20 protein-coding genes are annotated in these 25,267 nt (G+C 68.1%); 3 read left to right on the plus strand and 17 right to left on the minus strand.

Annotated features, from left to right (window positions below; genetic code table 11):
- Positions 1 to 20: 20 nt before the first annotated feature.
- The 17 genes from Mam01_RS28920 to Mam01_RS28995 all read right to left on the minus strand — a co-directional run bounded on the left by Mam01_RS28920 (position 21) and on the right by Mam01_RS28995 (position 21,358).
- Positions 21 to 1,385 (minus strand): IS256 family transposase, encoded by a 1,365-nt coding sequence (locus Mam01_RS28920; protein WP_204288373.1) that lies wholly within the window; start codon positions 1,383 to 1,385, stop codon positions 21 to 23.
- A 167-nt stretch (positions 1,386 to 1,552) separates the two neighbouring features.
- The gene (locus tag Mam01_RS28925) at positions 1,553 to 1,900 is read right to left on the minus strand and encodes a helix-turn-helix domain-containing protein (protein WP_204288374.1); all 348 of its coding nucleotides are present in this window, start codon (positions 1,898 to 1,900) and stop codon (positions 1,553 to 1,555) included.
- Between the two features lie 2,234 nt (positions 1,901 to 4,134).
- Entirely contained in the window at positions 4,135 to 5,565 is a 1,431-nt protein-coding gene (gene csb2, locus Mam01_RS28930; protein WP_204288375.1) for a type I-G CRISPR-associated protein Csb2, read from the minus strand.
- Position 5,566: 1 nt separating this feature from the next.
- On the minus strand, positions 5,567 to 6,493 hold the full coding sequence (gene cas7g, locus Mam01_RS28935) for a type I-G CRISPR-associated RAMP protein Csb1/Cas7g (protein WP_204288376.1): 927 nt from the start codon (positions 6,491 to 6,493) through the stop codon (positions 5,567 to 5,569).
- A complete protein-coding gene (cas8g1, locus tag Mam01_RS28940) occupies positions 6,490 to 8,709 on the minus strand; it encodes a type I-G CRISPR-associated protein Cas8g1/Csx17 (RefSeq protein ID WP_204288377.1) in 2,220 nt (739 codons plus the stop codon). Before cas8g1 ends, cas7g begins: the two co-directional genes overlap by 4 nt.
- Before the next feature lie 4 nt (positions 8,710 to 8,713).
- Positions 8,714 to 11,212: a type I-G CRISPR-associated helicase/endonuclease Cas3g gene (cas3g, locus tag Mam01_RS28945; protein WP_204288378.1), complete on the minus strand. Its 2,499-nt coding sequence runs from the start codon at positions 11,210 to 11,212 to the stop codon at positions 8,714 to 8,716.
- A gap of 271 nt (positions 11,213 to 11,483) precedes the next feature.
- Positions 11,484 to 11,615: a hypothetical protein gene (locus Mam01_RS37435; RefSeq protein WP_275409099.1), complete on the minus strand. Its 132-nt coding sequence runs from the start codon at positions 11,613 to 11,615 to the stop codon at positions 11,484 to 11,486.
- 796 nt (positions 11,616 to 12,411) lie between these two features.
- Positions 12,412 to 13,560: an undecaprenyldiphospho-muramoylpentapeptide beta-N-acetylglucosaminyltransferase gene (gene murG, locus Mam01_RS28950; RefSeq protein ID WP_204288379.1), complete on the minus strand. Its 1,149-nt coding sequence runs from the start codon at positions 13,558 to 13,560 to the stop codon at positions 12,412 to 12,414.
- A complete protein-coding gene (locus tag Mam01_RS28955) occupies positions 13,557 to 14,264 on the minus strand; it encodes a nucleotidyltransferase family protein (RefSeq protein ID WP_204288380.1) in 708 nt (235 codons plus the stop codon). Before Mam01_RS28955 ends, murG begins: the two co-directional genes overlap by 4 nt.
- Positions 14,261 to 15,376 carry a DegT/DnrJ/EryC1/StrS family aminotransferase gene (locus Mam01_RS28960; protein WP_204288381.1) on the minus strand — a complete coding sequence of 372 codons (1,116 nt, stop codon included), beginning with the start codon at positions 15,374 to 15,376 and terminating at the stop codon, positions 14,261 to 14,263. The genes Mam01_RS28955 and Mam01_RS28960 overlap by 4 nt, the downstream gene beginning before the upstream one ends.
- Positions 15,373 to 16,068: a WbqC family protein gene (locus Mam01_RS28965; protein WP_204288382.1), complete on the minus strand. Its 696-nt coding sequence runs from the start codon at positions 16,066 to 16,068 to the stop codon at positions 15,373 to 15,375. The genes Mam01_RS28960 and Mam01_RS28965 overlap by 4 nt, the downstream gene beginning before the upstream one ends.
- On the minus strand, positions 16,068 to 17,183 hold the full coding sequence (locus Mam01_RS28970; protein WP_204288383.1) for an FAD-dependent oxidoreductase: 1,116 nt from the start codon (positions 17,181 to 17,183) through the stop codon (positions 16,068 to 16,070). Before Mam01_RS28970 ends, Mam01_RS28965 begins: the two co-directional genes overlap by 1 nt.
- Entirely contained in the window at positions 17,180 to 18,349 is a 1,170-nt protein-coding gene (locus tag Mam01_RS28975) for an SPASM domain-containing protein (protein WP_204288384.1), read from the minus strand. Before Mam01_RS28975 ends, Mam01_RS28970 begins: the two co-directional genes overlap by 4 nt.
- Positions 18,350 to 18,364: 15 nt before the next feature.
- Positions 18,365 to 19,522, minus strand: a complete 1,158-nt coding sequence (locus tag Mam01_RS28980) for a radical SAM protein (protein WP_204288385.1) — start codon at positions 19,520 to 19,522, stop codon at positions 18,365 to 18,367.
- A 48-nt stretch (positions 19,523 to 19,570) separates the two neighbouring features.
- Positions 19,571 to 20,584, minus strand: coding sequence for a Gfo/Idh/MocA family protein (locus tag Mam01_RS28985; RefSeq protein WP_307820153.1), 1,014 nt, complete (start codon positions 20,582 to 20,584; stop codon positions 19,571 to 19,573).
- 31 nt (positions 20,585 to 20,615) lie between these two features.
- Positions 20,616 to 20,900 (minus strand): hypothetical protein, encoded by a 285-nt coding sequence (locus Mam01_RS28990; protein ID WP_204288387.1) that lies wholly within the window; start codon positions 20,898 to 20,900, stop codon positions 20,616 to 20,618.
- Entirely contained in the window at positions 20,897 to 21,358 is a 462-nt protein-coding gene (locus tag Mam01_RS28995) for an ATP-binding protein (RefSeq protein WP_239101705.1), read from the minus strand. The genes Mam01_RS28990 and Mam01_RS28995 overlap by 4 nt, the downstream gene beginning before the upstream one ends.
- Positions 21,359 to 21,488: 130 nt before the next feature.
- Here Mam01_RS28995 and Mam01_RS29000 point away from each other — a divergent pair, with 130 nt between their 5' ends.
- From Mam01_RS29000 to Mam01_RS29010, 3 genes are read left to right on the plus strand one after another with little or no spacing between them, the layout of a single operon-like run.
- Positions 21,489 to 22,898: an NsdA family TPR-like regulatory protein gene (locus Mam01_RS29000; protein ID WP_204288389.1), complete on the plus strand. Its 1,410-nt coding sequence runs from the start codon at positions 21,489 to 21,491 to the stop codon at positions 22,896 to 22,898.
- The gene (locus Mam01_RS29005; protein WP_204288390.1) at positions 22,895 to 23,764 is read left to right on the plus strand and encodes an aminoglycoside phosphotransferase family protein; all 870 of its coding nucleotides are present in this window, start codon (positions 22,895 to 22,897) and stop codon (positions 23,762 to 23,764) included. Before Mam01_RS29000 ends, Mam01_RS29005 begins: the two co-directional genes overlap by 4 nt.
- 60 nt (positions 23,765 to 23,824) lie before the next feature.
- Positions 23,825 to 25,213, plus strand: coding sequence for an NsdA family TPR-like regulatory protein (locus tag Mam01_RS29010; RefSeq protein ID WP_204288391.1), 1,389 nt, complete (start codon positions 23,825 to 23,827; stop codon positions 25,211 to 25,213).
- Positions 25,214 to 25,267 lie beyond the last annotated feature (54 nt).

Below are 25,267 nucleotides of genomic sequence, written 5' to 3' on the forward strand. Positions count from 1 at the left end.
GTAGGTGCCGTGGGTTGATCTTAAGCGGCCACCATCGAGGGCGTCGAGTCGGTAGCGGGGGTGGCCTCTGCGTGGAGCTGGGTGGGCGGGTGGAGCAGGGCTCGGCGGAGGTCTTGCAGGATGCGCAGGCCCTTGCTGGTCATGGTGAAGCCGCGCCAGCCGCGGGCGGCGCGGTCGAGCACGGCCCAGACCAGGGACACGCAACTGGTCTCGCCGGGGAAGCGGCCGATGACCTTGACGCGGCGGCGGGTCTCGCCGAAGGTGCGCTCGATGAAGTTGGAGTGCCGGACGCGCTTGTGGTGCTCAAGCGGGAAGCGCAAATACGGGGTCAGGCTCTGCCGGTCGGTGAGCAGGCACTTGACCGCCGCCGGGTAGCGGCGGCCCCAGGTGCCGGCGAAGGCGTCGACGCGCCGCTGAACGAGGTCGACCAGCGGCTGACCGGCCGTAACGTCGTCGCCGAGCTCGCCGAGCTCGCCGAGGTCGAAGATCTGCCAGTATGCGGCCTTCACTTCGGCCTGGTCGCCGGTGCTGACCTTCGCGAGCACGTTCCTGGCGCGATGAACGAGACATCTTTGACGCAGCGAGGCGGGGAAGATCCGTTCGGCGGCGCTGATCAGGCCGGGCGCGCCGTCGGAGACGATCAGCAGTGGCGAGCGCAGGCCGCGGGCGACCAGGTCGGACAGGAAGTCGTGCCAGGCATCGGTGGACTCGGCCGCGGCGGCGGCCAGGCCGACGAAGACGGGTTTGCCTGCGGTGGTGATGCCCCAGGCGGCCAGGATCGGCTCGGCGTGCTGCCCCTGGTGCATCTTGAAATGCGAGGCGTCCAGGAACAGGTAGTCCAGCTCGACGCCGGACAGCTCCCGTCGGCACCAGCCGTCGTACTCGGCGACGATGGCCTGGCAGATGGTCGAGACCGTCGACTTCGACATGGCGGCTTCGGGGCCGAGAGCATCAGCCAGTGCGCCTTCGACGTCACGCGTCGACAGGCCACGCACGAAGGAGGCGATGACCAGGGTCTCCAGGGCGTTGGTGCGGGTCACACCGGCGCCGAACAAGCGTGAGGCGAACTTCTCGGTGGTGCCGCGCAGCTTCGGCCGGGCGATGGTGACCGGCCCGGTGGTGGTTTTGATCGTGGTCGGGCAGTGCCCGTTGCGGTGACCGGGTCGTACGGTGTGCGCCTGGTCGCTGCTGGTGGCGGCGTTGGCGCGTTGGTAGCGGGCGCGGCCGAGGAAAGCGTCCACCTCGGCTTCGACGGCGGTCTGGATGATCAGGCGGGCACCGAGACGGGCGACGTCCTCGATGACCTCGACCAGGTCACGACCTTCGGTGAACAGGGCATCGATCTCGGCGCGGATGGCATGAACGGGCGGTAGTGTGCGTGCCACGAGCGTAGGTCCTTGCGTAGTGCGAACTTTGGACGGTTCAGCACGGCAACCTACGCTCGTTCACTTTTACACCGCATCTCGGACGCGACCCCGGCGAGGGTTCAGGAGCGGACTACCTCTGCCATCGAGCAAGGCGCAGGCCGACACAAGGTGAGGGGCATAGACGTTCAGTAAGACGCGGATGCCTCACATAAGCGGCTGCGGCGATGCTCTCGCCACTCACCCGGCTCGGGCACCGCCGGAATGACCTGTGGGGTCATATTGGCCACCACCACCCCGTGAAGCGCGGCCAGGCAGCCGTCCGCCTTCAACGCCCGATCGAGCCGTTCGATGACGTCGTCGGGGGGACGACGCTCTCCACGCTCCCAGCGGGCGAGCGTCGACCAGTCCATGAACACCGCCTTGCCGACCTCCTGCAGCGACATTCCGCGTACGTCGCACCAGTGCCGCAGCGCCGCCCCGAGCAAATGCAGCGGGGACTGCGCGGGATCCACCGAGTCGGGGCGTCGAGGCATCGCACAGCTCCTTTGTTCGTCGTTTTGGCTTCCAAACGTGGCCACGGCCCCGGAGACCTCATCGAGGCGGACCCGCTCGCGGGGCTGGTGACGAAGCCACAATGGAGCCGGGGCTGGACGGCCCCGGAGACCTGATGGTCGGCGGCGGGTCGAGAATGATCGCCATCGGGCCGCAATGAAGCCGGGGCTGGACGGCCCCGGAGACCTCCTATGCGTGTCGGTGGGCCCAGAAGTAGTACGCGCCGCAATGGAGCCGGGGCTGGACGGTCCCGGAGACCCGATGCTAGAAATCGGCCACTACATCGAGGTCCACAAGCCGCAATTGAGCCGGGGCACGACGACCCCGAAGACACGACGAGGATTTCGCGTCACGCTGCCGATGAGCGCGACGTCGAGTCCGTCGCCGCAATGGAGCCGGGGCTGGGCAGTCCCGCAGACATGTCGGATGAGGAGTTCCGCCGGGGCATGGACGGCCTGCCGCAATGGAGCCGGGGCTGGTCGGCCCCGGAGACGAAGGGTATGCCGACGCCCACGAACGGCAGCCTGTACTGGCCGCAATGTAGCCGGGGCTTGACGGCCCTGGAGACGCGGCGCTGTGTACTCCGGCGACTCGCACGAATGCCGGCCGCAATGGAGCCGGGGCTGGGCGGCCCCGGAGACCCGGCCGTACCTTCGACAACGCTGAGCAGGAAGAATAGCCGCAATGGAGCCGGGACTGAGCGGCCCCGGAGACCGCGGTCCTCGTCCACGCCCTAGAGGGCGGTGAGCAGGCCGCAATGGAGCCGGGGCTGGACGGCCCCGGAGACCGCACGGCGATCGACGCCCGGCGTGTGCTGAACCAGCGGCCGCAATGGAGCCGGGGCTGGACGGCCCCGGAGACACCCTCTGCGTGATGTCCCGCTGGATGGTCTCCAGGCCGCAATGAGCCGGGGCTGGGGGACCGCCCCGGAGACCGGCTGACTGGTCGTCGGCGCGCAATGCCCTGACCAGCCGCAATGGAGCCGGGACTGGACGGCCCCGGAGACGGCGCGACCGCAGTCAACTGCTACGGCCGGTGGGAGCCACAATGGAGCCCGGGCTGGGCGGCCCCGGAGACCCAAGCGCTAGAGATCGACACAGGCCACCTGAAGGCACCGCAATGGAGCCGGCACTCGACAGCCCTGGAGACCCGGCGCGTATCTGTCGGCGGCCGTCGCCGCATCCTGGCCGCAATAGAGCCGGGGCTGGGCGGGCCCGGAGACGCAGTCGCCCGCCCGGCCCGGGCAACCCTGAGCGTACGAAGGCCGCAATGGAGCCGGGGCTGGATGGACGGCCCCGGAGACTCGATGCCGGTGCCGATGGCCGACGCGAGCTTCTACAGGCCGCAATGGAGCCGGGGCTGAGCGGCCCCGGAGACGCGCTGCTCGCGCGGGCGTACCGCATCACGGCGGAGGCGCCGCAATGGAGCCGGGGCTGGAGGGCCCCGGAGACGTGCGCCAGGGCGCGGTCGAGGTTGAACGCCCCGCCGCCGCAATGGAGCCGGGGCTGGACGCCCCGGAGACCCGTCAGATCGCGGTAGTGCAGGTCGCCCAGGTGCCCGCCGCAATGGAGCCGGGACTGGACGGCCCCGGAGACGACGTGAACTACTGGATCAACTCCGTCGCCACCAACGCGCCGCAATGGAGCCAGGGCTGGACGGCCCGGAGACATGCTGCCCATGATCGCGGTCCCGGCGTTGTTGCCGCCGCAATGGAGCCAGGGCTGGGCGGCCCCGGAGACCGGCGCTCCATCTTCAGATTCCGCGTGGTCGGATGCGGGCCGCAATGGAGCCGGAGCTGGACGGCCCCGGAGACGCGGTCAACGCGAGGTTGGTGAACCCGGCAGTCCCAGCCGCAATGGAGCCGGGGCTGGGCGACCCGGGAGACGTCCATGACGTTGATCCGGGTCAGCGTCGCACCCATCTGGCCGCAATGGAGCCGGGCTGGGCGGCCCCGGAGACGGCTCCGGAAATTCGAGGCCGTTGAGCTGGGAGTTTAGCGGTCTGTGCGAGCGCCGTCGCGAGACCGCCGATCCCGGGCAGCTCGATACGCGGTTGGTGTGCTGCTCGGTGCCTCTGACCTACGTGCGAGTGCTCCCCGGGTGGCTCTTGATTACTGGAGCGGTCGCACCCTGAATCGGGGCCGTACCGGCTGGCCTGGCCCGATGAGCCGGGCCGGCTTGTCCTCTCTTCAGTTGTCAAGGAGCAGTCCAGCCGTTCAGCCCGTGGCGGCGAACAGGCCGAGACCAAAGTGCGACAGATGGCCGAGCAGGATGGGGCCTTCGACGGGCTCGGCGAACTCCAGATCGACGCGGTAGCCGGGCGGGGTGCCGTTGGGCTTCCGGGCCCGCCAGCGGTGCCGTACGAAGCCGGCGAACTCCGACCCGAGGTTCCCCGCGGTGACCAGGACCTCGGGGAAGCGTTCCCCACGGTAGCCCAGCTCCCTGAGCACCTCCTGCCGCAGAAATTCGGCGGGCTCCTGCCTCGGCTTGCGGTGGCGGGAGGGCACGAACGGTGTGACAGACGTCCAGTGCCGTGCGGCGGGCTGATGCCACCCGGCCGGAAGGAGATCTTCGTGGCCGGAGGCCGTCAGGAGCATAGTGAGGTCGCGTGGCCCGGTGACGCCGCTCGGGACGCCGATCTCGCGTCGTGCCACGGTGTCCAGCGCATCGACCTCTCGAGGGACAAGGCCGCCGGGGGCCCAGACGATGATCTCGTCGATGCGCCCGTCGCCGTCCGCGTCGTACGGCAGGAAGTGCGCGTGGCGATGCCCGTCCGCCAGCGGCCTGCCGTCCGCCGACTTCCCGGCGAGCATGCTGTCGAAGGCGCCGCCGCGCCGGGTGAGCACCTTGATACAGGCGCCGCGCAGCGCGTCCATGAGCGGGACGGCGTGCGCCATCGGCGGCTGCACCACACCGCTCACCGCCAGGCGCACCACGCTGGTCCGTTCCTCCGTACGGCGGGCGGGGCGGGACACCCGCGAGGGCGCCGGCACGGCATAAGTGATCTTCCTGGTGCTCGGCGGGAAGAGCAGCTTCCTGCCCCGTACGTCGGCAGGCCGCATAACCAGCGCCGTCAGGTCGAGCGGCAGCTCGGGGCAGAGCACCTCGGCGGGCTCGTGCCCGTCACCCAGCTCCTCGCCATCCAGGCCGAGCGGCTCGGCGCGGCCGTGGCCGTACGCGCTGGGCGGCACGGCGGGCAGCAGTTCGGCCTCACAGGTGGAGTCGGCTCTCCCGATGTAGGGGATCGACTTGGCCAGCCGTGCCAGAGCGTCGTGCTGCTCGGGGTCCAGCTCTCCGGGCCAGATGGCATAGATGGTCTGATCGTCGTCGAGAACGGCGAAGGCGTCCACGGCCTTGTCGGTGCTGGCCTTCCCGGCGTGGTGCCTGGTGTCGGGGTAGTAGTGCCGCGAGTGCGCGACGCGGTAGGGCGGGATCAGGTAGGAGGGCGGGACGGCGAGCCGGGCCAGCAGGCCGTTGACCACGTGGGCGTCCAGCTCGGGCGCCCGGAGCTGCCAGATTGAATACAGGGTGCGCAGCAGCCGCCACGGCGACGGCGGCAACTCCACCGCCCCTTCGTTGACGTAACGCCCCCAGGGAGTGGCGTGATAACGCCCCCACGGGAAGCGCATCGCCAGGACGACCGCCATGTCAGCCCTTCCAGAGCACGGTGATCGGGTCGGCGCTTACCTCTGTCGCCGCGATGAGCTCGCCGATGCGAGCCTCGAGTTCCGCCTGGTGCGGCAGGTCCTTCGGCTCCTCCACGACCTCCAGGTCGCAGGCGGTGCGCAGCCGGAGGCCGCGAGAGAGCAGCGTGCGGATCTCCCACAGCGCAATGAGCGCGAGCAATTCGGTGATCTCGGGGCCGAGGCCGTAGGAGGCGAGGAGGTCGACGTCCACGACGAACATGGCCTTGATCTCACCGGCGGTCCATTCGACCCGATGGAAGGGGACCGAACCATAGCCCTCGCTGGTGCCGCCGCCCTCGCCGAGCTGGTGGCGCACATGGTCGGCCTTGCGTCCTCCGCTGACCACCTCGCGTACGTCGTGCGCCTCGATGACGCCGGAGATCGCCCGGGTGAACTTGGGCTGGCCGAGCCATTCCTTCCGGCCGAAGAAGACCCCGTGGAGCAGGCAGAACGGGTCGAGGCCGAGAACGGCGCGAGCCATCCGGGGGTAGTCGAGCGGGGTGTCCTTGACCAGGCCGAGCCGGTCGCGGATGACGTCTGTCATCGGCGTGCCGTCCAGGGTGGCCTCGCGGACGAACGCGGAGGCCAGCCGGTGCGCCTCCTCGCGGCTGGAGGTCAGGTACGTCTCGGGGTCGTCCCTGCGGTGCACGCGTACGTATGGCAGCGCCTCGACCAGGGGGACGGGCCGATGGGAGGCGCGGTCCCAGGCCATGCCCTCCAGGCGGTTGGCCATCGACTGGACCGACTCCACGAGCAGGCTGTCGCCGCCCTGGGCGCGCTGGAACTTGGCTGAGCCGATGTCGGGGAAGTTCGTGGCCTGGAAGATCGAGCCGAGCAGGGGCTGCAGGTCGGCGGTGAACCGCAGGCGGGGGCGGTCAAGGGGGATCATGCGAGAGCTCCTTGTGAGTCAGCATCATGAAGGGTTTCGGGGTGGAATGCCTCGGCGACGCAGATTCGGGTCAGCGAACGCTCGCGGTCCTTCTGTCCGGTCAGCAGCAGGAGTCCGGCGGCCAGCCGGGTGCCGTCGACGTGGGACCCGGACAGGACGGGAACTCTGGGCTCCAGCCCGGCCAGCCGCAGGCGGAGCAGCGCGTCGGCGGCCACCGCATCCCCTCGACCCGCGATCAGCCGGGAGATCCAGTCGGGCCTCGGTGCGAGCCGCACCGGGTGGAGCCGGTGGTCACCGCTGCGCCGGTCGCGCACTCGTACGGTGAGATCACCGGTGCCGAAGAACGGGGCGAGCAGCGACACGGCCCAGCCTGGCACCGCATGCTCACGATGCGGCCAGGCCGCCTCCGTGCGGGTGGCGCATCCGAGCGTGAGCAGCCCGCGCAGGTAGTCGGCCACCAGGCCATCGCGTGAGGGGTCGGTCACGAACCGGTCGAGCAGCCCGATCGGCAGCCGCTGCCCGAAGTCGAAGGCCGTCTGCACACCACGGGCGGTGACATCCTCGCCGTTCAGCCGGGGCCGGTCGTCCTGCGCCTTGATCACCCGGACGCGGTGTGCCTCGGCGAGCGCCTTCGCCAGTGTTGACCCGTACAGGTCCGTGCCGTTTCCGGGAGCGTCCTGCCAGACCGCCCCGTCGGCGCGGGTAAGCAGTGCGCGGATGCCGGGGCCGGCGGTGGCCGGGTCGTCGCACAGCCCGGCGAAGCCGGCGGCCAGCCACAACTCCTCCCGTCCTGTGCCGAGACGCTCCAGCGCCGCGAGCCAGTCGGGCCGCTCCTTTGGCCGATAAGGCGGAACCTGCGAACGCATGTGCCCGGAACGGCCGACCAGTTCGTGCAGCCGGCCGAACTCGATGACGAAGCGGGCGAGGGCGTCTTGCCCGTCACCGGAGGCGACGGCGAACGCCTCACGCTCGACCCGGCGCAGCGCGGTCTCCACGGCGCTGGTCGGCTTCCCCCTGCGCACCTGCTCCAACCAGGTGTACGGACGGCGCAGCAATCCTTCTTCGGGGCGGACCGCGACGGGAATCCGGCCCGCGTGGATCGCGAGTGGGTTCTGTCCCAGGCGTTCGGCGATCACGAACCGGTGGAAGCCGGTCAGTCCGCGGTCCACCCCGAGCGAGGCCAGGGCCAGGGCGAACTCCAGTCCGGAGGTGGCCTGACGGCGCCGCCACTGGGCCCGGCCCTCGCCGATGAGGTGAGCGATCTCCCCCGCCCCGGCAGGCTGGTCCCACAGCGGCACCCACTGCTCGCCCTTGACCGGCTCGGCCTCCGCCGCGCTGCCGTGGCCGAGTGGTGTCGAGCGGGTGAAGAAGGGCTTGGCCTCCCCTGCCCTGGTCGCTCCGTTGCGCCGCACCGCCGCGCTCGCGAACACCAGCGTGCCCTCCATGACGAGCACGAAGGACCAGGGGTTGGCGAACCCGTCGCCCTTCTCGTCGGCGGCCGAAAGGATCCCACCGGCGCGGCCAGGATCGTACTGACCCACCGTGTCGCGCAGATAAGCGACGTCTTCCCGGCCCAGCAGCGCCGCCTCGGCCCACGCGCGGCTCTCGGGCACCTTGGCTTTTGGTCCCATGAGCCGCAGCAGCCGGTCGTAGTACGTCGCGGACAGATCCTGCCGGCCGAAGTTGCCACCCGTTCCGGCCAGGGCGTTGAAGGTCAGATCGTCGAGCGTCAGGGTCACCGCCACGTCCAGCCAGGGCAACGCGTCGTCGGGCAGGACCGACCGGCACAGGCGGATCACGTCGATTTTGTGGTCCTTGGCCCACAGCTCATCCTTGGCGCCGCCCCATCCCCGTCGCCGTCCTTCCGCCACGACGCGCTCACTCCGCAGGATCGCCTCACGCAGGGGACGGAAGCGGTCGTCGTCGAGGTCGCGTACGGCGGCCAGCGACTCCTCGGCGGTGCGGCTCTTGCCGTTTCCGGCGAATCCGGAGCCGGAGTTCCACGGCGAAACGATGGGCGCGGGCACATAGCGGCGCACCAGCCAGGTGAAGATGTCGTCCTCGGTGAGAACCGTGTCGAGCACGGCGACATCACCGCGCCAGTGCAACCGGGCGCGAGGGTCGGCCTGGGCCGCGACGACCCGGAGCAGGCCGAGCGCCTGCAGGTAGCCGGCGAGGACGTCGGCCCGGCAGCCGCGCAGCGTGATCCTGTTCACGGCGTCACCCCTCCTCTCGGTAGCGCCGGCTGACCCGCATGTCGGCGATGCGGACAAGCGCCTCCAGGTAGGCCAGCCGGAACGGGCCGAGGTCGGGGCGGTCTCGCAGTGCCACGGCGCGTTCCGTCCACGAGCCGTCCGCCGCGGAGCCGGGGGCATCGGCGGCACCGATCCGCAGTGACGAGGTCGAGAGCGTGAAGGCGTTCACGTGCTCCCCCGTCGTCAGCTCGAACGCCGGGGTGTGGTCGCCGTCGGCCACGCCGAGCAGCAGCGGCGGCCGCTGGAGCGCCTCATCGGCGACCGAGCGCACGCTGATCCGTACGCGGCCGTGATGCGCGGCCACCAGATAGACGATCAGTTCGCGTTCCGGGCGGTCCTCCAGCAGGCGGCACTCGGGGCTGGTGAGCATCAGCGCGCTGACCAGTTCGTGCCGCAGGTGTCTCCGGGAGTGCCGGCCACCGCTGCCCGGCGACTTCGCCAGCAACCCGTCAGGGGGATTCTGACCGCCTCTTCTGAGCGTCGCCTGAAACACCTCATGACACTTGCCCAGGTCGTGGTAGCGCCCGGCCAGCGCCGCCGCCTCGACCACCTCGGCGGCCAGGCCGGGAAGGCGCAGACCCTTGGCTACCGCGGCGACCTCCTCTTCCACGTCGGTCAGATGCCGGGCCAGCCCCACCCAGGTGTCGCGGCTCTCGGACAACGGGTCGTCGCCAAGGGCGTCGCCATCCGCCGGTGGCGTCCCTTCCCTGTCCTCGCCCGGCTCGACCGGCGTGACGGGCTCGACCGGTGTTGTCACGGCCGGGGACCAGCCGAGCTCCGAGTCGTACCACCCGGCCCTGGCGTCGGCCAGGAGCACGGCACCGGGTACGACGTCCGCCCGTGAGGCCCACCGCCACTGCCCTCCCACCCGGTCGCGCACCCACAGCCGCCGCCCGCCAGGGAGCGTGACCAGTTTCCGCACGTCCGCGATCGGGGCCGGGCACAGCTCGTCGCGCCTGGCCCGCGGCTCGTCCTCGGCGGGCCTGCCCTCGCTCCCGGCCCAGTCTCGCCAGGCCACGAAGACGCCGGTGTCATCGCCGTCCCGAATCCACGGGCTGACGTCGATGTCCGCGCCGGTGAGATCGGGCATGGTGTCGAAGAGCTGGAGGAGGTCACGCCGGCGCAGGACGGCATGAAGTTCGTGGATCTGCTTGACCGGACGCCTCTGGAGCACGGTGGAGGTGACCGCGACCCCCTCCAGCTCGCCGAGCGCGACCGCCGCGGCGTCCACGTCCTCCTGCGCGTACGGCGCGGCAGGGGAACGCCCGTCCGGCGGGAGGCTCCACAGCAGCGCGGCCCCGTCCTCGTACTCCCCTCCCCGGTTGCAGCGCCCCGCGCGCTGCACGATCGAACTCCACGGCGCGGCTTCGGTGAACAGCGTTAACGAGGTGATGTCCACCCCGGCTTCGAGGACCTGGGTGGAGATCACGATCCGCCCGCCAGATGGCGGGTCGGCTGTGACCAGATCCATGGCCTTTCCACGCTCCAGCAGCCGGAACCGGGAGTGGATCAGCACCACATCGGTCTCCGGCGCCTCTTTTCGGAGCGCCTCGCGTACGGCGGTGGCACGCTCCACGGTGTTGAGCACCGCGATGGTGCGCGTGCCGGGACGGTGCCGCGCCAGCAGCGCCCGGGCCAGAGCCACGGGATAGTTCTTGGAATCAGCCGGAAGGTCGAGCCTTTCGACCGTCCTGAGCGCGTCGAGGCGCTTCGCGAGCTCACCTTCGCGGTCCTCCGCCGTCAGCTCGACCGTGCGCAGCGCGGTCACGTCGTGGTCGGCGGTCGACAATCCCTCTTCCGCGAGGGTCGCCGACATCCACATCGTCGCCGTCGGCGCGGCCGTACCCAGACGGTCACGCAGTCCCTGGAGCTGGGCGCTCGTCGGCAGGGCAGGGCCGAGCAACTGCGTCTCGTCGAAGACCCACTGGGTGTCGGAGTGCAGCAGCGCATAGGAGATCGGCCACTTGGGCCTGGACTCCGCGTATCCCCGCATGAGCGCCCGGCTCAGCACCATGTCCTGCGTCCCGATGAGGATGGCCGGCTTGCCGGGCGCGAGCTGCCAGGCGTCGTCCTCCCGATCGGTCCCGCCCATGAGCATCTGGAGGACCACCGAGTCGTCGCGACACGCCTGACGGGGATCTTCGGAGGCGCGTTCACCCTGGTTGAAGAGCCACCGGGCCACCTCCCGCGCCGTCTGCTCCACCAGCGTCCGCAGTGGCAGCACATAGACGAGCCGACGCGGGGTGTCGTCGGGGAACGCCTTCCCGCGCCACAACCACGGCAGGACGGCGGCCAGCGTCTTACCCGCGCCGGTCGGTACCCGCAACAGCTCCGGCAGCCCTTCCCGAGCCAACCTCGCCTGGTAGGGGTACGGCGTCAACGGTTTCCCCACGGCGCGGCACACGAACGCGCCGAAGTCTTCCGTCTGTTCTGTCCGCCGCTCGTCGGGCATCGGGGGGATCACCTCGAAGACGCTCTGATCGGATCAAGCAGGAGGATCCGCAATCTAGCCGCTCCCGCCGACACTTTCGGGACTTCGCCCGACTCCTGTCCAACCCAGGTGCCGCGTTACGCTGGACCAGCCTTGTGAGCAGGGCTCCTAGCACACCTGAGTGCATAGCCCCATTGCGGCCAGTGCGTCCGTATGAGTCGGTCCGTCGGCTAAGCCGCTCCGGTCCCATCTTCGGGACCGGCTCCACTGCCGGGGATGCCCATCCGGGCATCCCCGGTCTCATTCATCGGCCGCCGACTCCCAGAAGCCACTCCGGCTGAGGCTGCAGAAGCCTGATCACGATGACGAGCGTGATCACGTACAGGACCACTCCGACCAGGTGGTTGTACCTGTCTGCGTATTCACCGCTGGGCATGACCCACTCCTGTCAATAGGGGAGCCATCCGCATGTGATCTTCGCGGACGGTGTGATCACGTTAGCATCAGATTCCCCTCACGATCTACTCTTCAACTGTCTCTCTAAAGGCGTCTCCTTCGGACACACTGGAACCTTGTTAGAGATGTCGATCCTCTGCAAGTCCCAACTGCGGGGCCAGCCCGATGTGGCGGCCTCCTGCCGCACCCCGTGACACCCGTCATAGCGAGGCCAAGGACTTCCCTGGCGAGCGCGGGGCATTCGAACCGCTTATCGGCCTGGTGTAGCACCATCAAGACTGGCGACGACGGCCGTTCGGCTTCACCAACAGGCTCGACCTCGCCCCCGGACTTGGCAGAGAAGTGGGCGCCACTTAAAGTCTTCATCCAGTAACTTTCAGAGATAACCGCAGTTCGGCCTGATGCATCGGTGTGCCGATACGCGGCATTCGAGGAGGTCGTGGCCATGGCTTACGCGGTACCTGCCGTGGATGTCGTGATGGCCTCTGCGCCCCTTCGCGGTCCTGCGGCGGCAACCGCCTACCTGCCGGCGTCGACGCGAGCCAGGCCATGATGCGGGTAGGCCTCGCGGACGGCCCGCCGCTACCCGACCTCGGCTCTGGCTTGGCCCGTCTGCGCCGGTGGGCGGAAGACAATCTCGTTCCAATTCAGCTCCCCGGAGAAGCCGTGTATCCTCCACCACTTCTGTACCGAGTCGCCCGGATGAGGCGTGTCTGCCGACAACGACTTGGGGCCAGCGTCGGAACCGCCAGGCTGTTGATCATTGCTGGCCAAGGTTACTTCAATTGGCCCGTGATCATTTTGACGAGGGCGTCGGCGGCATCGGGCCGGCCGAGGGCTTTGGCGGCATCGGTCATGCGCGCTCGAAGGCCGGGACCGAGGAGAAGTTCGTCGAGTTCGGCCAGGAGCTGCTGAGGGGTCGGGTTGGGTTCGAGTAGGGCGCGAGCGGCTCCGGCGTGGACAAGGTAGCGGGCATTGTTGCGCTGCTCGTCTCCGGCAGCGGGAACCAGGGGGATGAGGACGGACGGCTTCCCGAGCGCAACCAGCTCGGCCACGGTTCCCGCGCCGCTGCGGGAGATGACGACGTCCGCGGCGGCATACACATCAGGCAGTTCCTCACCGACGTACGCCGTGGGGTGATAGCGCTCACTGATCTCGGTGGGGAGGTTGGCGGCGACCTCGGTGAGATGGCCAATCCAGTCCCGACCGCACTGGTGAAGCACCTGGGCATGCGTGAGCAGCGTGGGGAGTATCTGCTCGATCAGGATGTTGATCTGCCGGCTGCCCTGAGCGCCGCCGGTCACGTAGACGAGCGGGAGATCCGGGGCCAGGCCGTACCGCTCATGCGCCCGGGCAGGGTTTCCGTGCAGGAGCTGGGGGCGGATGGGGTTGCCCGTGACCACGGCTCGTGCGCGTGCCCGCTGAGGGAGGTGGTCGATGGAGGTGGGGTGGGTGAGCGCGACCGTTGTGGCCACGCGGGCCAGGATGCGGTTCGCGAGGCCGAGCGAGGTGATCTGCTCGTGCATGACCAGCGGGCGGCCGAGAAGGCGGGCGGCAAGGCCGAGGGGAACGCTGACGTACCCTCCCGTCGACAACACCACATCGGGCCGGTAGCGGGCGGCTATGGCGGCCGCCTGCAAAACGCCGACGGGGATCTTGAAGAGGTCGATCACATTTTGGCCGAGCTCCCGGAGGTTGGGTGATCGTCTGACTTTGCCCGCGCTGATCGCCCTGAACGGGATGTGATGCTCCGCGGCGATGCGCGCTTCCAGCCCGTCCGACGTGCCCACCCACAGCACGTCCACATCGCGGCCCTGCGCGGCGGCATGCTCGCGTATCGCCGTGATGGTCGCGAGCGCGGGGTAGGTGTGTCCGCCGGTCCCGCCCCCGGTGACGAGCATCCGGATCTTCCGCGCGGCTGTCATGCGGTCGTCTCCTCTGTAGGTACGGCAAGGCCGAAGCGAGTGCCGGCCTGGCGGATCGTTTCGGGGGTCTTGATCGGCACCCACTGTTCCACGGGTACGGCCATGCCCTGGTGTCCGCGGGCGAACAACACGTTCATCGAGATCTCGTAGTAGCCCAGGTCGGCAAGAGTGGCGGTCAACTCTCGGACGAGGCTGGCGCCGTTGATGCGGTGGACCCAGATGTTGGCCCAAGCTCCGGGCGGGCAGCCGCCCGCAGGGCGCTCGACGATTTTGTTGATATGGAACCCGGGACCAAGGGTGAGCATGCCGCCGATGAAGGTGCTCTGGAGCACTGCGGTTGTGACGGCGATCGGCGCCGGACAGGCGGCCAAGCGTTCGTAGGCGTCGTCGGGGACCACGTCGGTGATGCCGCACACGAACACGGACTCCGCGGCACCGACGCGCCGCAGCCCGGTGAGAGCGGCGTCATCCGCACGGAAGCCCTCCTGCAGACAGACCTGGACATCGCGACAGCCCGCGGCAGCGACGTCCGCCTTGATCTGCTGCACGTTCCCGTCATTCGCGATGACCAGGAAATGCTGAGCCCCCGCGCGAGCAGCCTGGCGCATGTGTCGTTGCACTAGAGTCTCTCCGCCCAACCGGAGGGTTGCCTTGTCGCGGCCCAGTCGGGTGCCGCTGCCTCCGGCGAGCAAGATGGCGATCATAGGCTGGTCTTCCACCTCTCCAGGTCTTCGCTCAGAAGACAGCGCTTCAGGGCGTCCACCACGGTCATGCAGTCGGCTGTGCCGAGCGATGGATGGAAGGGGAGGAACAGCGTGCGCATCAGCAAGTCCCGAATCTCGTCCCAGTCCTCCTCGTCCTGGTGGACGGCGAGGGCCGGGTAGTCGAACCACGGCCGCTCGAACATGACCGTGCTGGCGACGCCGTGCCTCGCGAGCCTTCCCCGTAGGTCAGGCATCGGGTTCGGAAGGTGGACGGCGTAGCGGCTCTGGGTGGCCTGAGGAGTACGGCCCGGCATCACGACGGCCTGGGGGAGAGCTTGTTGGTAGGTCTCCGCGACGCACTGGAGGCAGGCACGCAGAACATTACGCTGCTCCCACTGGTGGTAGGCGATCACTGCTTCGATCTCGCTCATCCCCCGGAAGCGGTAGATACTCTCACCGACCGCCCATCGGTGTTCCTGCCCACTGTGCGAACGACGGGCGGCGATTCGCTCGGCGAGATGCTCGTCGCGGGTCAGTACGGCTCCGCCGCCGCTCCCGCAGATCGGTTTCGTCGGCGCGAACGACATGATCGCGACATCTCCCCAGGCCCCTGGCCCGGAGCCGGGCCGCGGGCCGGCAAGGACATAGGCACAGTCCTCGATCACCAGGCACCCCTGGGCGCGAAGGGCGCAGATGCTGGCCTCTGCGTGCTCACCAACCATCCCGCCGTGGTGAATCCAGATCACCACGGCCCGCCCGCTGACGGTGTCTGGGTCGATGAGCGGAGCGAACCGTACGGCATCGACGGGAACTGGCACCGGGATGCCGCCGAGCCGGGCGACAAGGCCCGGGATCGCGACGAAGCAGTTGGCCGGGACCAGGACCCTACGGCTCATGAGGTCGAGATCCTCAAGGACGAGTTCGAGGGCGTCCATGCCGCTCCCGACGACCACGGCCTGGCGGTTCCAGTCGGCGCCGAGACGCTCCTCCAGCCTTCTCGTATGCGGGCCGCCGCGAAGTAGACCTGAGACGATGATCCTCGCGACGTCATCGCTGATGGCGTCGCGGACCTCCGGTAGGACGAGCGTCCTCCAGGACGCGATCCTTGTCATGCCGACTCCCCCGACGTGAGGATTCGTCCAGCCTCCGCGCCGGCGTTCATCAGCAAGTCGAGGACGCTCAGGTTGTCCAGGAAGCCTTCGTGGAGCTGGGGATAGCGCGGTGGGCGATAGCCCTGCCAGCGCAGTTCGATCCCCGCCACCTCCAGGACTTCAGGGTCGAGGTACGACGCGCAGCCGTCGCCCGCGAGGTAGGTAGCGGCCCCGAGACGGCGGCAGATCTCCGCGAGGAGGGCGGTTTTCGTTTGCCTGAACTCGCCGAGGCTGCTGCTGAGCACCCACGGCGTGGTGATGCCTAGCATCCGGGTCAAGTGGAGATCGCAGGCCAGGTTCAGCATGCCGAGGTTGGTCCACGAGTGGTGGTACAGCAGGCCGAGCAGATCTGCGCACATCCCCAGATGGAGGGCTCGAGCGTAGGCCTGCCGGATCGTGGACTCATGCCGCCTCTGCCAGTCGGCTCCTTGTGCGATCGAGGCCTCGCGGATGGGACCGCCGCGAGAGCGGCGCGTGACGGGGACGGTGAGCCGAGCCGGACCGGTCCTGGCCTTGATGTAATTGCGGTTCTGCCATCCAGGGGTGAACGCGACGTGGTCGAGATAGACGAACACGTCGGCGCGCCGCATCTTGTCGAAGAACCCTGGATACGGCAGGTAGTGAGGCTGGTGAATTGCGACGACGAGGCCCATCAGGCGATCTCCTTGCCGGCGCGCGAGACGAGCTGGTGGGCCCAGCTGAGCGCCGCGGCGACGGTCTGCCCCATGTCCAGGTAGAAGTCGGCACCCGCGCCTCGGCCGGCGAACACCACGCCGGTGGTGGCGTCGGATAGTTCCCGGTAACGGCGAATCAGGGCCGTGTTGGCAGGAGTGCGAAGCACGAATTCGACGGCATGCTCCCCGTCGCCCGCTCGCTCGGTCCCGACCAGGGCTACAGCAGGAGCCTGGTTCCAGGGCAGTAGGTCGGGCCGATGCGTGCGGTAGTGAGGAGTAGCCGCATCGGGGTGCGTCGTCACCGGAACGCCGGGAACCTGGTTGACCTCACGCCATTCCAGGGCGACTCGTCGGCGTGCCAGCCGGCCGTACCGGTGGCCGAAGTAGGCGTCGAGCGGTCCGGTGTAGACGCAGGCGTGCCGTGAACGCGGCCATGGCCCTCGATGGCTCATGTACAGGTCGATCAGTGGGGAGCTGACCATGCGGGCGAACATGGCCCCGTAGCCGTCGGCGGGCAGGCCTTCGAACCGACGTTGGCGATAGCCGTCCTCATCGTCGAAACGGATCGCGAAGCGGCTGGTGAAGACCGCGGCATCGAGCTGGGACGGATGCACACCCCATTGCTTGGTCACGTACGCGGCGACGAACATCTCGTACAGCCGTGGACCGAGGCTGGCCAGAGCGACGTCCTCGACGGTCCCCGGCAGGCGATTCCGGTACGGCGCGGCGTCTCGATCCACGCTCCGACGCGCCTCTTCGGGGTTGAGTTCCTGTCCGTAACAGTGGCGGATCGCCGTGAGCCCGATCGGCATCGGGATTAGATGTCCGTCGACCAGGGCGTGAACCGTGTGCCGATAGTCGATCCAGTCGGCGAAGCGTGACAGATACCGCCAGATGCCCAGGTCGTCGGTGGCCATGACGTGGGTGCCGTACGGGCAGAACTCGACCCTCGTGGAGTGGCGTTCCGAACGGCACAGGCCGCCAATCTGCGCGTCGCGTTCCACCAGTGCGACACTCAGACCGTGTTCGGCCAGGTGCTGAGCGGTGACGATGCCGAACAGGCCGGCTCCGATGATGACCACGTCGTACGTCACAGGAACCACGCGTGGCGAGATGCAAACTCGTCGGCCGGCGGCGCAGGCAGGGCGCCAGCGCGCCAGGCCTCGATGGCCATGGTCTGCTTGATGTGCCGGCAGCCGGTGGCGAAGCAGCGGCTCGCGGCCATGGAGTCGATGAGCCGCTGGGCGACCTGACGGTGCCGTTCACCTCTCCAGATGTCCTCCAGGTCGTTCTCCTCAAGGGTGCCGATGAGGTAATCGGACCGTCCCCACTGGGGTCCGCAGGCGTACACCTCGCCGTTCGCCAGGACCCAGCAGTTCAGCCCGATCGCCACCGTCCAGCACCACCGGTGGTCGTCGGCCGCCCCCTTGTCGCCCATGATGAGATCGAGCTGGTCAAGCCAGGCGGTGATGCCCTGGTCCTTCGCGAACGTGCTCAGCAGCTCGCGGAACTCCGCGCGTTGGGCGTCGTTGAGGGTGAACCCGCCGATGCCCTCGTAGTCGTCGACCAGGCGGAGGTGGACGTTGTCGAAGCCCGTAGAGGTTGCCCAGTCGTAGATGCGGGGGAGCCAGGTGTAGTTGCGGTTGTTGATGAGCACCTTGGCGTTGACGACGGGAGTGCTGAGGCCGGCCTTGTCCCGGGCATCCAGGATCGCCCGTACGGCGCGAGTCATCGCGGTGTGTCCGCCGCGGCCACCTGCGACCTCCGTATAGGTGGGGTCGTCGTAGCCGAACACGGCGGCCTCGATGAATGTCATCTTCGCCAGCACGTCGGCGCGGGCGAGGACGTGACCTTTGATCAGGTTCGAAGCCATAGCGGCGCGGGCCTGCTCCGGCAGCCCCACTATGTAGTCGGCCACCTTTCCGCCGCGCCACAGGGTGGGCTCTCCGCCGCCGCAGTACTGGACGCCCCGCACACCCATCCGCGTAATCGACGCATGCAGACGGTCCATCATCTCGATGCTCATGCCGGAGAAGCCGTACTGCTCGTTGCGCGTCTGGGCGTAGCAGTGGACGCAGGACACGTTGCAGGCCATCGTCGGGTACAGCTCCAATGACCAAGGTGCGGACCGGATCGCGATTCCGCCGTCGAAGACGTCCGGGTCGGCAGCCTTCGTCTCGTCCGCTGCGTAGAGGGCTTTGACGCCTGACCAGTAGTCGGCAGGCCTGGCCGTTGCCGTGATGAGCTCGAATCCCTTCATCGGGACCTCCAGCGACTAGAAGAAGGCTCTGTGTGGGGCGGCGAAGGAGCCCAGGAATTCGATCAGCTTGTTCTGTCGATCATGGACGCAGAACGGGCACCTTTTCAGGTCGAGCTCGGCCAGGACCTGACGGCGCTGCTCACCGTGCCAGATCTCCGACAGCGAGGTGGTGTTGACGTTGCCGATGACCCCGTCGGTGCTGGTTCGCTTCTGGGCGCACAGGTATACCGAACCGTCCGCTCCGATCACCGGCTTGAACGCCTGCCAGTGGCAGCGACTGTAACCACGAACCTGGTGCACAGCGTTGTCGAAAATCCGGTCCACGATGTGCACGTCGAAGGTCTCGTCGTCCAGCTCGATGGCTTCGGCCAGCTCCCGAAGCATCCGCTCGTGCAGCTCGCGGTCAATGGCGATTCCGGAGTACGACTTGTACTGGATGTAGTCGACACCGCAGTCCTTCACCAGCCGCCCGCAGGCCACGGTGTCGCCGACGTTGACCTCGTTGATGAAGAACCCGGTGCCAACCGTGCAGGGACCGTCGGCCTCGGCGAGCGCGCGCAGGTTGGCGACAATCCTGTGGTGATCGTCGTTGCGGTGCAACCGCGCGTGCAGCCGGGGGTCTGCGGCGTCGAGACTGAACCGGACGTAGGTGGCGGCCTGCTTGAGCCGAGCGGCGTGCTCGGGGAAGACTCGGGAACCGTTCGTGACGAGACCGACCGACATCCCGTGTCCAGCAGCCCGCTCGATCGCGTCCACGGTAGCGGGATGGGTCATCGGCTCCCCGCCTCCCACGAAGAGGATCGATTGGCAGCCCAGCTCCGCCAACTCCTCGATCACGCGGAACAGAACCGTGGTTTCGAGACGCTCGCCACGTTCTGCCGAGTGCATCGAGTGGTAGATGCAGAAGGAGCAGTCGTGGTTGCACACGTTGCTCGGGTCGAGCTCGACACTCGTCGGAAAGGCGTTCTTGCCGTCCAGGTACGCGAGTAGCTGTGCGTTCTGAGTCAGCAGACGCATCGGGTCGAACAGGAACCGAAAGCGGTGGGTTCGTTCGATAGCCGCATACTTGTAGCCGACTTCCTCTGCCAGGGTGCGGATTCCCGACGTGAGCGTGGCCACGTCCTCATTGATCATTTGGTCCGCCGGTAGGAGTGGCAGCATCTTCCTGCTCACGTGACTCGTCCTCTCTGAAAGCGTCGGATGATCAGTAGATCTGCGTGTTCAGGCGTGCATGAGCATGTGATCAGCGGGTGTGACGCAGGCACCCGTGCGAGCCGCCATGAGGACCGCCTCAGCCGCCGCCACGGCCGCGGCCCCCTGGCGCAACGTCGCGATGTCGTTCGGCAGGCCCAGCAGCGCGTCCCGGAATGCTTCGTGCTGGCTTCGGAGCGGCTCGCCGATCGGTACCTCGTAGCTGGTCGTCCTGTCTTCGGCGTAGTGGGTGAGGGTTCGTGTCAGTGCATCAGCCAGTACGCAGCCGCCGTCGGCTCTCACGACGACGACACGCTCCCGATGCGGAGAAGTCCGGCTGACCTCGATGTTTGCGATCTCGCGGCCACTGAGCCGCAGTAGAATCGCGGCCAAGTCCTCGTACGGAGAAGCACCCTCATGGCCGACGTTGGCCGCGACAGACGTGATGTGACGGCCGGTGAGCCACATGGCCAGGTCGATGACGTCGATACTCACGCCTGTGACGTTGTTACGTTCTGCGAAGCCGTCATGCCTGCGGGCGGCTACCTGGTAGACCGTGCCAAAATCCCCGCGGTGCACGCGCAGACCGAGCTCCTGCACCGTTGGGTCGTACCGTTCAATGTGGGCGACGGCGCCAACCAGGCCCGCACTCTCAAAGGCCCGTGCCAGGCGCATGGCGGACGACGCTGAGGAAGCAAGAGGCCTTTCGATGAGAGCGTGGATTCCGGCCGCCGCAAGGGCGAGTCCCGTCCGCTCATGTTCAGCGATTGGAGTGGCGACAACGCAGTAGTCCGGTTCAAGCTCCAGCAGCTCGTCGACGTCACGTACCGTGCGGATGCCGTCAAGCTTTCTGAGCCGTGCCGGCTCGCTGTCCGCCGCGGCCACCAGGGTGACGTCTTCCAACGAACGCAGGATCCCTATGTGGGCGCTTCCCGCTGAACCGAGGCCGATGACCCCCGCCCGAAGACTTCTCTTCATCTCCGAACCGCCAGTTCGAGAGTTCCTATCTGACAGGTATGGAAGGCGGGCGGCGTGGAACCTCATGGGGGCTCGGGCTCCACGCCGCCGCGCCGGTCTATCTGCCGACCTCAGCGAGGACACGGTCGACACGATTGGCTGCCGTGAGGAGATCGCTTACAGGAGCGATTCGCTCTGGCCAGGGAAAGTAGAAGCAGCATTCGCCGTCACCATCAACGGCGACGAGCACGCTCTCGGCCAGGATCGGTGCGGCGAGATTGATTACGTGCAGGCTGGGCGCCAGGCCTTCGAAGTCGCGTATGCGTACGGAGAAGCCGCGGCCTTCCAGCTCGGCTGCCAATTTCTCCAGGTAGGCGACAGCCCTGCCCGAGTCGATCGTCATGCCGCATCTCCTGAAAGGCGGGGTAGGGATACCTCGCAGCTCACGGGAATCGCAAACCAGACGGCCTTGCCGTGGGCCTGTCTGGTGGAGTAGGCGGCGCCGTGCCGACAGCCGCAGCGACCTTCCGATAAATCGAGGACGATGCCCAGCCCCCGGCCGTGCTCTTCCTCCACGCCGGCCGTCCTCACGACGGGGTTGATGATGCCCATGTCGAGCACCTCGATGTAGAGCTCGTCCTGCTTGGAGCGCAGCACCAGTTCGAAGGGAGCGTCTCCGTACAGGACGGCATTGCTGACAAGCTCGCTCACCATGAGAACGGCGTCGTCCACCGACTCCGCGTCGATGCCCAGTGCCGTCAGCGCGCCCCTGGTCAGCTGGCGCGCCTGAGCTGCGGCCCGCGTGTCGTCCCGCAAGGGCCAAGCGGCAATGATCGCCGTCTGCTCCCTGACCAGAGTCACCAAGGCCGCCTCCCTCTGTCGATTGCGTGACGCCCCAACGTTGTCGCGGATTGACTACAAGGGGTAGCGAGAGGCGACCGCGCCGAAGGGCGGTGAGTCCGCATCGGAGGTGCGGCGGATTCACACATGGATGGAGCCACTGCGGCTGGGCTTTCTGATTTACCTTCGGCATATGCCTGGTCACGACCTGGAATGCGCCAGGAGGATCCGGACGGGGAACGCGGACAAACCCCCAAAGGCGATCGCGCAGGACATACGTGCCTGCTGCGGCCATTCAGCCCTGAAAGCACACCGACTGGCCAGGGGCTGGACTATTGAGAAGGCGGTCGAGTCCTTCCACGAGATGTGCGCGCGTGAAGGGCTCGGTGCTCGAGGTCTCACGGTCCGTTCCTGGATCGAGTGGGAGAGCGAGCATCTACCAAGCGCCGACTATCAGGACCTGCTCTGCCGGCTGTTCCTCACCAGTCCGGTGCAGCTGGGGTTCGTGCGGTCGTACGCCCCATCGGACGAGTCGGCGCGACCACCGTTGAGCCGGCGGGCCCTCATCACGGAGGTGGCGCGCGAGTCACTCACGCACGCCAGTGAGGCGCAGCTCAGCGACATCAGTGCGATCACCCTGGAGCACCTCGAAGACGAGATCCGCCGGCTCGCGAGCGAGTACGTCTACGGCGACCCGCTGCCGCTCTTCCACCGGATGCTTCACCTGCGCGGCGAGGTCTTCCGGCTCCTCGATACGCGGGTCCGCCCTGGTCAGGCCGCGCAACTCATGCTGCTGGCCGGTCAGGTGTGCGGGCTGCTCGCCAACGCGAGCCTCGACCTCGGGGATCAAGCGGCTGCGACGTCTCAAGCGAAGGCCGCATGGACCTATGCCGCGGTCATCGATCACCAGGCGCTGCGGGCGTGGGTTCGCGGGCTGCAAGCGATGATCGCTTACTGGAGCGGCTCCGCCGACGTGGCCGTACGCCTCGCTCAGGATGGCCAGCGTTACGCCCCCAGCCGTTCGGCCTTCGCGCGCCTGGCCAGTATCGAGGCCTTGGCGTGCGCGGCGATGGGCGCGGAGGTGGAGGCTGTCCGCGCGATCGGAGGTGCGTGGGATCACAAGGGCGACTACGACGAGATCCACGACGGCGTCGGCGGAGAGTTCCGCTTCGACCTGGCCAAGCACTCCTACCTCGCCGCGGGCGCCCACGTGCACCTGCGCCACGCCGACGCAGCCATCACCTACGCGGACCAGGCCGTCTCCCTCTACCGAACGGGGCCACCCCATCTTCGGGCGTACGGGAACGAGGCGATCGCCTACTCGGACCTCACATTGGGGCACCTTCTGAAGGGGGATCTGGAGGCGGCGACAGCTGTCGTGACCAACGTCTTGGGCCTGCCAGAGCACCAGCACATCGACGGCCTCGCCCAGCGCCTGCAGGGAGTACGCCGCTGGGTGAGCGCCGAGCCGCGGTTCCGCGGGTGTTCGTACGCGCGCGCATTGGCCGAGCGCATCGAGGACTTCCATGCTCTTGGGTCGAGAGGAGAGCTGGCACGATGACGGCCGTGCTCACGGAGACCGGCATCGTGTCCGCGCTCTGCCACGCGGCCGGAGTCGACCCTCGCGGGGCCAGCCTCGTGCGTATCTGCGCGAACGTCGTCTACTACCTGCCCCGGGTGAACGCCGTCGTCCGCATCGCCTCGGTGGACATGGCGGCCAAGGCCCGACGGGCGATCCGCATGGCGCACTGGCTCGAAGACATCGGGTTTCCGGCGGTGCGTGTCCATTGGGATGTCCCCGAGGTCGTCATCGTGGATGGTGCCGTCGCCACCTTCTGGCAGTACCTTCCGCAACCTCGTCAGGCTCCGTCCGTCGTACGGCTCGCACCGCTACTACGACGGCTGCACAATGAGCTGCCTCCCTTCCGGCTTCCATCGTGGGACCCGGTATCGGATGCGCGGGCCAATCTTCAGCTGGCTGCCGACACGCTCGCTGATCGCGATTGCGACTTCCTCCTGCGGTGGTGCGACCGCCTGGATGTGGAGTTGGCCTCCAACCCCTACGGGCTGCCGTACGGCCTGATTCACGGCGACGCATGGGCGGGCAACCTGCTGTGGGATGGTGAGGAGGTCGTGCTGTGCGATCTCGACCAGATGTGCCATGGGCCGCTCGAATGGGACCTGGTGCCCACGGTGGTGAACGGCCTGCGTTTCGGCCATCCCGGCGTTGAGGAGTTCCTGGGTTCGTACGGGTTCGACGTCATGGCGTCGGAGTCCTTCTCGCTGCTCCGGCAGGCCAGGGAGCTGACCATGCTGACGGGGGCGCTGCCAGCTCTGTCGAGCCGGCCGTCCATCGCACACGAGATCAGCAGAAGGATCGCCAATCTGCGCGATGCCGGCCCGCGCCGATGGACTCCGTACGAGTAGCTGCGCGCTCTCGAACGGTGACGTACCGTTGAAGCCGACCCTGCTTGGGAGGGCCCCGAGATGGCCAGGCATGGACACGACGTCGAGTGCGCCCAGCGCATCCGCGTGCTCCGGCTTCTTCAGGCGCCCGATCCTCCGCCGCTTGCATTGCTGAACGCGATCGCTGGCGAGATCGGTCAGTGCTGCGGACATCACCCGCTCAAATGCTTTCGATTGGCACATGGATGGAGCAGCGCGGAGAAGGCCGTCCAGGCGCTGCACCGGATGTGCGAAGGACAGGGGCTTGGCACACGGGGCCTGACCAAGCGATCCTGGCTTGACTGGGAGAGCGGGCACCGGCCGGGCGCGGACTACCTCGACCTGCTGTGCCGGCTCTTCCGGACCGGCCCGGTGGAGCTCGGCTTCGCCACCGACTACACACCGGGTGTGATGTCGGTGCCCGCGACGGAACGAGACGTGTTTATGAGCGCCGCCAGCGAATCCAGCGACCACGCAGCGGAGATCGAGGCCGCGGCCGTCGGACCGAACGCCTTGGAGCAACTCGGCGACGACACCCTCCGCCTGGCCCGGGCGTACGTGTACGAACCACTGCTTCCGCTCTTCGGTGAGCTGACCCGGGTCCGCAATCGCGCGTATCGGCTGCTGGATCGTACGCGGAATCCCAGGCAGCAACAGGACCTGTACCTCGCGGCCGGGCAGCTCTGCGGGCTGCTGGGCAGCGCGAGCTTCGACCTCGGCTACCCGTACGCGGCGGCGGAGCAAGCCAGGGCCGCCCGCGTCTACGGGGAGGTCATCGGCCACAACGAGCTGTCGGCGTGGGCCGACGGGCTGCTGGCCTGCGTGGAGTTCTGGGCCGGCCGCCCGGCCCAGGCGCTGCGCCTCGTAGAACGAGGGCTGGCGATCGCTCCCGCTGGCACAACCCGTGTAAGGCTCCTCAGCATCGCCGCCCGAGCGTCCGCCCTTCTTGGCGACGCTTCCGGCACTCGCGAAGCGATCCTTGCCGCCCAGGATGCCCGTGGGCCGCGAGGAGAACTTCACGACGAGGTGGGTGGAGAGTTCGGCTTCGACGAGGCCCGCGAATCCTTCTGCGCCGGGTCCGCCTACTTGAGTGCGGGCATGGCACATGAAGCCGAGACAGAGTGCGAACGAGCGCTCAGCCTCTACCGAGCAGCGCCTGCCGAGCAGCGTTGGTACGCCGCGGAAGCAAGCGCCTGTGTCGACCTAGCCGCCGCCCGCCTCCTCGCCAACGACATCGACGGAGTCGCCGAGGCGCTGGCTCCTGTCTTCGCACTACAACCGGATAGACGAGTTGAGGGCCTGGTCAAGCGCATGGGGCAGGTCCGCGCCTCTCTCGCATCTGTCACATCCCGCGAGGCAGGTTCCTTGGCGGAGAGGATCGAGTGCTTCTCAACGGAGACGGCTACCGGGGTGCTGCTCGCTTCCTCCTGACCACCCTTCCGTGTCCCTAGGGCCTGTATCGAAGTCCGTGGTGGGGTGTGGGCC

The organism is Microbispora amethystogenes, assembly GCF_016863015.1.
In the GTDB taxonomy this organism is placed as follows: Bacteria; Actinomycetota; Actinomycetes; order Streptosporangiales; family Streptosporangiaceae; genus Microbispora; species Microbispora amethystogenes.

Excerpts from the sequence above, each read along its gene's own strand:
- Mam01_RS28925 (WP_204288374.1), bottom strand. The coding sequence starts at position 1,900 with ATGCCTCGACGCCCCGACTCGGTGGATCCCGCGCAGTCCCCGCTGCAT.
- csb2 (WP_204288375.1), bottom strand. The coding sequence starts at position 5,565 with ATGGCGGTCGTCCTGGCGATGCGCTTCCCGTGGGGGCGTTATCACGCC.
- cas7g (WP_204288376.1), bottom strand. The coding sequence starts at position 6,493 with ATGATCCCCCTTGACCGCCCCCGCCTGCGGTTCACCGCCGACCTGCAG.
- Mam01_RS37435 (WP_275409099.1), bottom strand. The coding sequence starts at position 11,615 with ATGCCCAGCGGTGAATACGCAGACAGGTACAACCACCTGGTCGGAGTG.
- murG (WP_204288379.1), bottom strand. The coding sequence starts at position 13,560 with ATGACAGCCGCGCGGAAGATCCGGATGCTCGTCACCGGGGGCGGGACC.
- Mam01_RS28955 (WP_204288380.1), bottom strand. The coding sequence starts at position 14,264 with ATGATCGCCATCTTGCTCGCCGGAGGCAGCGGCACCCGACTGGGCCGC.
- Mam01_RS28960 (WP_204288381.1), bottom strand. The coding sequence starts at position 15,376 with ATGACAAGGATCGCGTCCTGGAGGACGCTCGTCCTACCGGAGGTCCGC.
- Mam01_RS28965 (WP_204288382.1), bottom strand. The coding sequence starts at position 16,068 with ATGGGCCTCGTCGTCGCAATTCACCAGCCTCACTACCTGCCGTATCCA.
- Mam01_RS28975 (WP_204288384.1), bottom strand. The coding sequence starts at position 18,349 with ATGAAGGGATTCGAGCTCATCACGGCAACGGCCAGGCCTGCCGACTAC.
- Mam01_RS28985 (WP_307820153.1), bottom strand. The coding sequence starts at position 20,584 with ATGAGGTTCCACGCCGCCCGCCTTCCATACCTGTCAGATAGGAACTCT.
- Mam01_RS28990 (WP_204288387.1), bottom strand. The coding sequence starts at position 20,900 with ATGACGATCGACTCGGGCAGGGCTGTCGCCTACCTGGAGAAATTGGCA.
- Mam01_RS29000 (WP_204288389.1), top strand. The coding sequence starts at position 21,489 with ATGGAGCCACTGCGGCTGGGCTTTCTGATTTACCTTCGGCATATGCCT.
- Mam01_RS29005 (WP_204288390.1), top strand. The coding sequence starts at position 22,895 with ATGACGGCCGTGCTCACGGAGACCGGCATCGTGTCCGCGCTCTGCCAC.
- Mam01_RS29010 (WP_204288391.1), top strand. The coding sequence starts at position 23,825 with ATGGCCAGGCATGGACACGACGTCGAGTGCGCCCAGCGCATCCGCGTG.